At 71.3% G+C, this 9,429-nt stretch carries 9 protein-coding genes; 3 read left to right on the top strand and 6 right to left on the bottom strand.

Going from position 1 to position 9,429, the window contains the following annotated elements; all coding sequences use genetic code 11:
* Positions 1 to 2,190 (bottom strand): chromosome segregation SMC family protein (locus KILIM_RS20970; protein WP_006594767.1); only part of this gene is annotated, 2,190 nt, incomplete at its 3' end.
* Positions 2,191 to 2,439: 249 nt separating this feature from the next.
* Here KILIM_RS20970 and KILIM_RS20965 point away from each other — a divergent pair.
* Entirely contained in the window at positions 2,440 to 3,264 is an 825-nt protein-coding gene (locus tag KILIM_RS20965; protein ID WP_006594766.1) for an SCO4651 family lipoprotein, read from the top strand.
* A 114-nt stretch (positions 3,265 to 3,378) separates the two neighbouring features.
* On the opposite strand, the gene KILIM_RS20960 is transcribed toward KILIM_RS20965, so the two are convergent.
* The 4 genes from KILIM_RS20960 to KILIM_RS20945 all read right to left on the bottom strand — a co-directional run bounded on the left by KILIM_RS20960 (position 3,379) and on the right by KILIM_RS20945 (position 6,978).
* Positions 3,379 to 3,669 carry an acylphosphatase gene (locus KILIM_RS20960; protein WP_006594765.1) on the bottom strand — a complete coding sequence of 97 codons (291 nt, stop codon included), beginning with the start codon at positions 3,667 to 3,669 and terminating at the stop codon, positions 3,379 to 3,381.
* A gap of 9 nt (positions 3,670 to 3,678) precedes the next feature.
* Positions 3,679 to 4,644 (bottom strand): HTD2 family dehydratase, encoded by a 966-nt coding sequence (locus KILIM_RS20955; RefSeq protein ID WP_006594764.1) that lies wholly within the window; start codon positions 4,642 to 4,644, stop codon positions 3,679 to 3,681.
* A gap of 195 nt (positions 4,645 to 4,839) precedes the next feature.
* Entirely contained in the window at positions 4,840 to 6,009 is a 1,170-nt protein-coding gene (locus KILIM_RS20950; RefSeq protein ID WP_006594763.1) for an acyl-CoA dehydrogenase family protein, read from the bottom strand.
* A 27-nt stretch (positions 6,010 to 6,036) separates the two neighbouring features.
* On the bottom strand, positions 6,037 to 6,978 hold the full coding sequence (locus tag KILIM_RS20945; RefSeq protein WP_006594762.1) for a COX15/CtaA family protein: 942 nt from the start codon (positions 6,976 to 6,978) through the stop codon (positions 6,037 to 6,039).
* Between the two features lie 191 nt (positions 6,979 to 7,169).
* On the opposite strand from KILIM_RS20945, the gene idi reads away from it, so the two are divergent.
* Entirely contained in the window at positions 7,170 to 7,754 is a 585-nt protein-coding gene (idi, locus tag KILIM_RS20940; RefSeq protein ID WP_006594761.1) for an isopentenyl-diphosphate Delta-isomerase, read from the top strand.
* 10 nt (positions 7,755 to 7,764) lie between these two features.
* On the opposite strand, the gene KILIM_RS20935 is transcribed toward idi, so the two are convergent.
* A complete protein-coding gene (locus KILIM_RS20935; RefSeq protein ID WP_006594760.1) occupies positions 7,765 to 8,604 on the bottom strand; it encodes an alpha/beta fold hydrolase in 840 nt (279 codons plus the stop codon).
* A 189-nt stretch (positions 8,605 to 8,793) separates the two neighbouring features.
* Between KILIM_RS20935 and KILIM_RS20930 the strand changes: the two genes are divergently transcribed.
* Entirely contained in the window at positions 8,794 to 9,297 is a 504-nt protein-coding gene (locus KILIM_RS20930) for a hypothetical protein (protein ID WP_157551876.1), read from the top strand.
* Positions 9,298 to 9,429: the final 132 nt, after the last annotated feature.

Below are 9,429 nucleotides of genomic sequence, written 5' to 3'. Positions count from 1 at the left end.
GGCGACCGCGGCCATCCGGGCGTCGGAGGCGTTGAGGTCGGCCAGCGCCGCCTGCGCCTGCTGCGCCATCTGCTCCAGGCGCGGCCGGGCCTGTTCGAGGGCGAACCGGGCGCGCTGGGCGTCGTGTTCGGCGCCGCTCTCGGCGCGCCCGGCGTCCTCGGCGGCGGCCGTCAGCTCGATGAGGCTGGGGGCGGCCGCACTGCCGCCGCGCACCCCGCTGGGGGCGAAGATGTCGCCCTCGGGAGTCGCGGCGTGCCAGCCCAGCGTGGCGGCGTGGGCGGCGACGGCCTCGTCGGGCGCCAGAACCGTGGCCGCCAGGAGGTGTTCGAGGGCCGCGGCGATGCCCTCGTGGGCGGGTTCGGGCACGGCGTCGGCAACGCGGAGCACCGCCAGCGCCCGCCGGCAGCCGACCGGAGGCTCGTGCGCCGGAGCGGGCGGCGGGTCGATGCCGGGATCGGCGAGCAGCAGCGACGCCCGACCGGCATCCTGCTCGCGCAGCAGCGCCAGGGCGGATCGAGCGGCGTGCGTGTCGGTGACGACGAGAGCCCCGGCGGCCCAGTCCAGCGCTGCGGCCAGCGCGGCCTCGTCGCCGGCCGGCACGTCGATGAGCTGCGCGAGCGCCCCGACGATCGGCACGCCCGAGGCGTTGTCGCCCTCTCCTGCTGCGGCGTCGAGCAGCGCCTGGGCACCGTCCTTGCGGCGCAGGCTCAGCTCGAGGGCCTCGCGGCGGGCGCGGGCCTGGTCGCGGCTGGTCAGGGCGGCGCGTTCGGCGGCGCTCAGCTCTTCGACGCGGGCGCTCAGCTCCTCGACGGCGGCCGCCGCCTCCTCGTACGCCTCGTCGAGCCCGACCTCTCCCTCTTCGGCGTCGGCGACCCCGCCCTCGAGGGCGGCGAATTCGCGCTGCGCCTCGTCTCCGCGGGCGCGGGCCTTCTCGATGGTCTCGGCCAGGCGCCCCAGCTCGGCCTCGCCGGCGTCGATGCGGCTGCGGCGGGCGGCCACCTGCCCGGCCAGCTTCGCCAGCCCCTCCCGACGATCGGCGGCGGCGCGTACGGCGGCGGCGATCCGGCGGCTCTCGGTGGCGGCCGCCTCCTCGGCTTGGGCGCGCGCCTGACCGGCCTGGGTGAGCGCCTGACGGTCGGCCTGCACGCGGGCGGTCAACTCCGCCTCGGTGGCAGCGGCCTGGTCGGCCTGGGCGAACAGCTGCGCGGGATCGCGAGTCCCGGCGGGGTCGAGCGCGGGTGCGTCGGCCAGTAACCGCGTGCGCTGGGCGGCGAGCTGGCCGAGCGCCAGGAGTCGATCGCGGCAGGCGGCCAGCGCGTGCGCGTGGTCCTGCGCCTGAGCGAGCCGCGCCCCGGCCAACCCAGCGGCCTCTTCGAGGGTGTTGAGGCGGGTGCGGGTCTGCGCGAGCTGCGTCTCCACCTCCGCCCGGCGGTTCAGCAGCGCCGTCTCGTCGGCGACCTCCGCCTCCAGCGTGGTCGTCAGCTGCACGAGGTCGTCGGCCAGCAGCCGCAGTCGGGCATCGCGCACGTCGGCCTGGATCACGGCGGCCTTGCGCGCCGTCTCCGCCTGTCGGCCCAGCGGCCCGAGTTGGCGGCGGATCTCGGTCGTCAGATCGGCGACCCGGGTCAGGTTGCCCTGCATCGCCTCCAGCTTGCGCAGCGCCCGCTCCTTGCGCTTGCGGTGCTTGAGCACACCGGCGGCCTCCTCGATGAAGCCGCGCCGCTCCTCCGGGGTGGCGCGCAGCACCGCATCCAATTGGCCCTGGCCGACGATGACGTGCATCTCGCGGCCGATGCCGGAGTCCGAGAGCAGCTCTTGAATGTCGAGCAGCCGGCAGGCGGTGCCGTTGATGGCGTAGTCCGAGCCGCCGGTGCGGAACATCGTGCGGCTGATCGTCACCTCGGCGTAATCGATCGGCAGCGCGCCATCGGAATTGTCGATGGTCATCGACACCTCGGCGCGGCCCAGCGGTGGGCGCCCGGCGGTGCCGGCGAAGATGACGTCCTCCATCTTGCCGCCGCGCAGCGATTTCGCGCCCTGCTCCCCCATGACCCAGGCGAGCGCGTCGACGACATTGGACTTACCCGAACCGTTGGGGCCCACGATGCAGGTGATGCCCGGTTCGAGGCGCAGTTGGGTCGCCGAGGCGAAGGACTTGAATCCCCGCATCGTCAGGCTTTTGACGTACACCGCACCCTCTTCGCTATCGTCGCGCGCCGCGCCGGCCGGAGGTGCGGGAAGGAGTTATCCACATGCCCGGCGGTCGGCCTCGGATCGGGTCGACTCTAACCACCAAACGGGCGGGTTTCCGGCAGCCTCGCCCACGTTGCCCACAGGTCGGGCAGCGCACACAGGCCCTTGGGAGGCGCAGCCCGTACCCTGGAACTGACCAGGCGGGGTCGCTCTCGCCACGAACCATCCTCAGGGAGTCGATTCCGTATGAAGGTCCGTATCCGCACCGCGGCGGTCGCCGCCGCCCTGATCCTGCCGCTGTCCCTCGGGGCGTGCAGCACCGGTGGCGACTCGGCCACGCCGAACGGCACCAACACCACCGCGGCTGCTCAGGACAGCAACGACCCGTTCAACGCGACCGCCGGGGCGGAGGTCGACAAGGACGCGTTCATGGAGCAGACGCAGGCGGCGATGCTCGAAAAGGGCTCGTACGCGATGACGATGACCATGTCGCTGGGCGGTCAGGACATGAAGGTCACGGGCGTCGGCGACATGACCGACAAAGACAATCTCAAGGCCAAGATGACGATGGAGATGCCGGGCTCCACAGGTCAGGGCATCAACGTTCTGCTCGTCAACAAGACGATGTACATGCAACTGCCGGGGCAGGCCGGGGGTAAGTACGTCGAGATGCCGATGGAGCAACTGACGCAGGCCGGTGGGGGCGACTTCGAGCGGCTGCTGAACCCGGCCGAGAGCCTGCGGATGAGCAAGGACGCGGTCAACAAGATCACGTTCGTCGGCGAGGAAGACAAGGACGGGCAGAAGCTCAAGCACTACCAGATGGAGCTCGACCTGACGAAGGCCAACGAGGCCGCCGGCGTGACGCCCGCCCCGAACGCGACCGGCCCGCAGACCGTGCCGTACGACGTGTGGGTCGACAACGACAAGCTGATGCGCCAGATGGAGATGACCGTCGAAGGCACGAAGGTCACGATGCTGCTCGACAAGTACGGCGAGCCGGTCGACATCGCCGCTCCGCCGAGCGCCTCGATCACCACGATGCCGGGCATGCCGCAGCCGACGAGCTGATCGCTGGCCCGGTGCCGGGCACGTGCCGGCGCCAATTCTGCGCACCGGTCGCCATGTGCGGCCGGTGCGCAGTTGCGTGCAGTGGGCTCCTGCTCTCGGCTCTTTCTCGTTCGGCTATTGCTCGCTGAAGCCCTTCAGATCGCTGCGCAGTCCGCCCCATTGGGCGGTCACGCCGTTGACCCGGCCGGGTCGTCCGCTGGTCGAGGGCTGTTCGGTGAGGAGGCGCTCCAGGGTCTCGACGTCGGCAACGGGTCCTTGGGCGCAGACCTCGACGCGACCGTCGTCGAGGTTGCGCGCGTAGCCGACGAGCCCTAGTTCTTTGGCTTTGGCGCGGGTCCACCAGCGGAAGCCCACGCCCTGCACTCTGCCGCGTACGAAGAAAGTCGCCTTGTCGATGCCAGCCATCCCCCGTGCTTACGGCAGCGATGGCGCCTGCGGCAAGTCGGCGATCAGGGTGCCCCGCGCGGTGCGGCGGCCGGCGAGGTCGCGGGCCCAGAGGGTCACCTGGCCCGCGGCGGCGACATGGCCGCCGTCTTCGGTGCTGCCGACGGCGTTGGCTGCGTCGGAGGCGGGCTCCTGCGCGGAGGCGGGCTCCTGCGCGGAGGCGGACTCCTGCGCGGGGGCGGGCTCCTGCGCGGGGGCGGCGCCCGCGACGAGGCCTTGGTGGTCGAAGAGCGGGGCGATGAGGCGGTAGTCGAAGCGAACGGGCCCGGGTGGCACGAGACCGGCGGCCCGGGCGGCCTCGGCCATGAGGCACGCCTGCAGCGGGCCGTGGGTGATGAGCCCGGGGTAGCCCTCGACGTCGCGCGCGTAGTCGCGGTCGTAGTGGATGCGGTGGCCGTTGTAGGTGAGCGCCGAGTACCGGAACAGCAGCGGCGGGGTGATGGTCAGGGCGAGTTCGCCCTCCGCCGCCGGGCTGGTCCGCCCGAGGGGTGCTTCGGCCCGCGGGTCGCCGGTCGGTGCGGCGGCGTCGCGGTAGACGATGTCGTGTCGTTCTCGCACGCACAGGCGATCGTCCTGGGCGATGTCGTGCCCGACGCTCAGGAACGTCAGACGCCCCGAGCGGCCGCGTTTGTCGACGCGGTCGAGAACGCGGGTGCGCCGGGTCGCTTCGCGCCCGACGAGCAGCGGCGCGCGCGACTCGATGCTCCCCCCGGCCCACATGCGCCGTCGCCCGGGTTCTGGCGGGGCGGGGATGCCGACGAGCGGGTGCCCGTCTGGCCCCAGGTCGGTGGTGCTGGGCCGTTCGAGCAGGTAGATCCAGTGCCACGTCAGAGGTAGCCCCTCACCCGGCCGCGGCGTGCGCACCCCGAGCAGTCGGGCCAGCGCCTCCGCCTGACTGGGCGCCAACCATTCGGTGCGTTCGATGACCTCGCTCACCCCCTGATCCTCGCGCGCCCCCTCAACCGCCGCGCCGCCGCCCCCAGCAGCCAGCGGCGCGCGAGTTGCCACTTTCGCGCCCGAGCGGTCACTTTCGTGAAGTCGAGTTGTCGTTTCTGCGGCCGAGTTGTCACTAAATGTCGACACCTCGCGCCCAATCGTGACAACTCGGCTGGGGCGGGGACTCGCTCGCCCCTACCCGCGAGCGCCTCGGTCGCGGGCGATGAGCTGTCGGGCGATGACGGTGCGCTGGATCTCGTTGGTGCCCTCGCCGACGATCATCAGTGGCGCGTCGCGGAAGTACCGCTCCACGTCGAACTCGGTGGAGTAGCCGTAGCCGCCGTGGATGCGGACCGCGTCGAGGGCGATCTTCATGGCCGTCTCGGAGGCGAACAGCTTGGCCATCCCGGCTTCCAGGTCGGCGCGTCCGGCCTCGTAGCAGCGGGCGGCGTAGGCCACGAGTTGCCGGGCCGCGGTCAGCTGGGTGGCCATGTCGGCCAGGTAGTTGCCGATCGACTGGTGCTGCCAGATGGGTTTGCCGAACGACTCCCGCTCCTGGGCGTAGCGCAGCGAATCCTCCAGCGCTGCCTGCCCGACACCCAACGCCCGGGCCGCTACCTGGATGCGGCCGATCTCCAACCCGCGCATCATCTGCGCGAACCCCTCCCCCTCCGACTCCCCCAACAGGCTGGCGACGGGGGTGCGGTAGTCCTGGAACGACAGTTCGCAGCTCTCGACGCCCTTATAGCCGAGCTTGGGCAGGTCGCGGGAGACCGTGAATCCCGGCCCGGGCTCGATAAGCAGGATGCTGATGCCGCGGTGAGCGGGTTGCGCGCCCGGATCGGTGCGGCACAGCAGCGCGACGAGCCCGGCGTGGCGGGCGTTGCTGATCCACGTCTTGGTGCCGCTGACGACGTACTGCTCGCCATCGTCGGTGTTCTCTCGCCTGGCGGTGGTGCGCAGCGCCTGCAGGTCGGAGCCGCCGCCGGGCTCGGTGAGCGCCATCGTGGCGCGCACCTCGCCGGTGGCCAGGCGCGGCAGCCAGCGGTCCTGCTGCGCTCGGGTGCCGTAGGTGAGGAGGAGCTTGGCGACGACCGTGTGGCCGCCCATCGCACCGGCCAGGCTCATCCAGCCGCGCGACAACTCTTCGGTGATCGCCGCGTAGCAGGGGGTGGAGACGGCCGCCTCGCCCCACGGCTGCGGGATGGCCAACCCGAACACGCCCATCTGCTTCATGGCCTCGATGAGGTCGCGCGGGTAGGTGTTCGCGTGCTCCAACTCCCGGGCGACCGGTTTGACCTCGCGGTCGACGAACTCGCGCACGAGCGCGACGATCTCCGCCTCATCGTCGGAGAGTTCGTACACGACTGGCCTCCTGGAGGTCGGGTCGGATCAGCCGCGTAGGCCCCGTTCGATGCTCCCGGCGACCAGCGCCGCAATGACGGCCGAGCCGAACAGGTGGATCGCCACCGGCAGCACGGGCACCCCGGCGAAGTACTGGTAGTAGCCGAGCGCGCCTTGGGCCAGCATCACGGCCAGGAGGATCGTCAGGCGGCCCATCGCCGGGCGGCGCTGCGCCTCGCGCCGCACGAGCACCAGGCACACCACGATGAGCAGCGTGGTGGCGATGGCGACCCACGCGTGGGCCTTGGCCATGGCCTCGATGTTCAGCTCGTGCCGGGCGATCTCGCCGGAGTCACCGGAGTGCGGGCCGGCGCCGGTCAGCAGTGTCCCGAGGTACAACAGTGCGGCGGTGGCACCGGCCAGCAGCCCCAGCCCGACGCGTGTCGGAGTGGCCGCGGTCAGCAGCGGACGCCCCGCGATGGCGCGAGCGGTGCGCTCGACGAGCAGCATCGCGAGCACAACGAGGCCCGCGGAGATGAGGTAGTGGATGCCGACGATCGAGGGGTTGAGCTGGGTGCGGACCGTGATGCCGCCGATGACGGCCTGCAACGGAATCCCCAGCCACAGCACGACGGTCAGCGCGAACAGCCGGGGGTACTCCCGGCGCACCCGCCAGCCCCAGACGAGGGTCGCGGTGGCGACGGCCACGAGCACGAAGGTCAGGGTCCGGTTGCCGAACTCGATGGCGCCGTGGATGCCCATCTCGGAGGTGGAGGTCCACGAGGCGTCGGTGCAGCGCGGCCAGGTAGGGCAGCCCAGGCCTGATCCCGTGAGTCGCACGAGCCCGCCGGTCACGATGAGCAGGCCGTTGGCCAGCATGGATGCCCACGCCAGGCGATGCAGGCCGGGCAGGTGCCGCGCGGGGCCGCTGCGGTCGCCGACGTCGTTCTGGTCGATCACCGTGCCGCCGGCGGGCTGCTGCGCGCTCATCAGTTGACTCCCTGCCCCGCTCCCGGGATGTCACGCGCCTCGCCCTCGCGGCGAGGTGGCGGTTCGCGGGGTGCCAGAACGCTATCAAGTCCGCCGCGCCCGCCCACGGCGGCCCGGGAGCACAGCGCCCAACAGGAAGCACCGTCCAACGGCGCTTAGGGTGGATGGACTCCCTTGTGTGAAAGGCCATTGTGTATCCGACCGACACCACCCCCGGCACTCTGCCTGCCGCCGTCGAGACCGAATCCGCCGACCTCGTGGTGCTGCTGGCCGACGACGGCTCGGTGGTGGGCAGCGCGGACCGCGTCGGTGTGCATGGCCACGACACTCCCCTGCACCTGGCGTTCTCCAGCTACCTGTTCGACGGACAGGGCCGACTTCTGCTGACGCGGCGGGCGCTGGGCAAGGCGACGTGGCCCGGAGTGTGGTCCAACTCGGCGTGCGGCCATCCACGCCCCGGCGAGCCGGTCGAGGAGGCCGTGCGGCGGCGGGTCAGCGAGGAGCTCGGTGCGCCGCCGCACCAGTTGCGCGTCGCGCTGCCGGACTATCGGTACCGGGCGGTCGACGTCAGCGGGGTCGTCGAGCACGAAATCTGCCCGGTCTTCCTCGGCCGCATCGACGCGACCGACCTGCGCCCCGACCCGGCCGAGATCGCCGAGGTCACCTGGGTGCCGTGGGCCGAGGTGGTGCGCATCGCGCGGACCGCGCCGCGCTTGCTGAGCCCGTGGGCAGCCGAGCAGATCCTTCTCCTGGAGCAGTCCGGCACGCTCGACTGAGCTGGGCCGGCTATTCGGCGAAGAAGTCGAGGATGGCCGGCGTGACGATCCAGGCGAACTCCTCGAAGAAGCCGTGCCGCCCCTGCGGCACGAGCGCCAGCCGGGCGCCGGAGATCTCCTCGGCGAGTACGGGGGCGTTGCAGGTGGGCACCATGACGTCCTCCTCCCCGTGCAGCACGAGCGTGGGGCAGTCGATGTCGCGCAAGCGTTCGCAGGCATCGTGCCGCGCGCTGGCCTTCAGGTGCGCCCCCGCCGCCGCAGCCGTCATCGTGGGGTCGCCGAGCAGTGGCGACCCGGGCCCGAACTCCGCTGCGCCGTCGGGGCTGTAGAAGAGGCCGACGACGAACTCCCGGCGGCCGGGCCAGTCGGGGTCGGCCAGGCCGCGCCGCACCTGCGCGTCCCGCTCGGTGGCCAGCGACCCGCCCGGTGAGGTGCACGCCAAGGCGAGGCGGTGCACCTTCTCCGGATGATCGAGCGCCAACATCTGGGCTACCCGCCCGCCCATCGACGTGCCGTAGACGCACGCCTGCTCGACCGCCAACGCGTCGAGCACCAGCGCCGCATCGGCCGCGAACGAGCTCGTCGACCAGTCGCGGTCGCCGACCTCGACACCGCTCGAACCTCCGGTCCCCCGGTAGTCGAACGAGATCGTGCGGTGCTCGGCCGCCAGCTCGTCACGCACCCGACTCCACCACCGGTGGGAGTTGGCCTGCCCCGACAGCAGCAACAGCGGCGGCCCGTCGGGCGGCCCCAGCTCCTGCACCGCAAGGCTGCCCCCGTCTACAGTCTCGACGATTCGGGTGCGCAGCGCGTCATCCCCGTCGTCGGCACCTGGGCCCTGAGCGCTCATCCCCCCAGCATGCCGGTCTCTCACGGCGTTGAGGCGCGCGCGTAGGAGCCACAAGGACCTTCCCCTCAGCGGCATGGTCGAGCGCCAGCCGGGAAGGCGTCCTCTGCGCGGCAGTTGCCCGCGATCAGGGCAAGCGGACGGGTGCACAATCGCTACGTGACTGTTCGGCCAGATCGGCGACTTGCGCTCTTGGCCCTGGCCAAGTTCGCAGGTTTGGGCTCGTTGCTCGGTGCCGTTGTTGGTGTTGGCATGGCACTGGACGGAGAGTCGACGTGGTCCCTCCTCGCCGCCCCCGCCGTTCTTGCCGCCGTCGCTTCCGCAACTGTCGGCGCGGTGGTGGCACTGATCTGGTGGCTCATTCCCGGTCGGGTCATCTACACCGTGGCCGATGGGTTCTTGACAGCACGCCGAGGTGCCCAGGCGCGCAAGCGCATACCGATCGATCGCGTCGCGGACCTTCGGTTCGACCAGCAGATCGCATGGGCCGATCTGGTCTTCACCGGGTGGTTCGGCTTTGTCAGTCCTATCCCGAAGCTCCTGGTCACGATGACCCCGACGTCCAACAGGTGGGATCCGAGCAACGCATCGGTCGAGCAGCTGCCCCGCATCCTCCTCAGTGGGCCTCGACAGCAGGAGGCGCTCCTCCAGCTGTGGGAAGCCGTTCAACTTTCGCCGGGTGGCCCATCTGATTGATCAAAAGCTAAGCCCGGCAACGAACTTGATGCGGCATGTGCAGGAGAGGTCAGCGGGCCACTGAACGCAGATTGGTCGCATGCAGCGGCCAGAAGGAACTCGGGGTGAAGCAGGCCCGGGGGTCGACTGCGC

Origin of the sequence: Kineosphaera limosa NBRC 100340, assembly GCF_000298215.1 — a bacterium.
Lineage (GTDB): Bacteria > Actinomycetota > Actinomycetes > Actinomycetales > Dermatophilaceae > Kineosphaera > Kineosphaera limosa.
This window is presented reverse-complemented; position numbering and strand designations above follow the sequence as displayed.